This is a genomic window from Xanthomonas cassavae CFBP 4642, assembly GCF_000454545.1.
Lineage (GTDB): Bacteria > Pseudomonadota > Gammaproteobacteria > Xanthomonadales > Xanthomonadaceae > Xanthomonas > Xanthomonas cassavae.
The window spans coordinates 599,943-600,461 of sequence record NZ_CM002139.1; the positions used below are offsets into that span (position 1 = coordinate 599,943).

Sequence of the window (519 nt, forward strand, 5' to 3'; positions counted from 1 at the left end):
GAGTTGAACCTGCGGATCAAGCCGAAGAAGCGGCTGGTGCGTGAGCGGCCCGAGCCTCTGGCGGTGCCGGAGGCCATCAACCAGGTCTGGTCGATGGACTTCATGCACGACCAGTTGGCCGACGGCCGCAGCTTCCGGCTGTTCAATGTGCTCGACGACTTCAATCGCGAGGGGCTGGGGATCGAGGTGGATCTGTCGCTGCCGTCAGCCCGGGTGATCCGGTCGCTGGAGCAGATCATCGAGTGGCGCGGCAAGCCCGCTGTGATCCGCTGCGACAACGGCCCTGAATACATCAGTGGCGCGTTGCTGTCCTGGGCGCAGCGGCATGGCATCCGGGTCGAGCACATCCAGCCGGGCAAGCCACAGCAGAACGCCTACGTTGAACGCTACAACCGCACCATCCGCTACGCCTGGCTCGCCCGAACCCTGTTCGACACCATCGACCAAGTGCAGGACAAAGCCACCCGCTGGCTATGGACGTACAACCACGAGCGCCCGAATATGGCGCTCGGCGGCATC

Annotated in this window: 1 pseudogene; it reads left to right on the plus strand. The window is 64.4% G+C overall.

The annotated features are described in order from the left end of the window. Window positions 1-519: pseudogene (locus XCSCFBP4642_RS0102575) on the plus strand (IS3-like element ISXac2 family transposase); the annotation flags it as partial.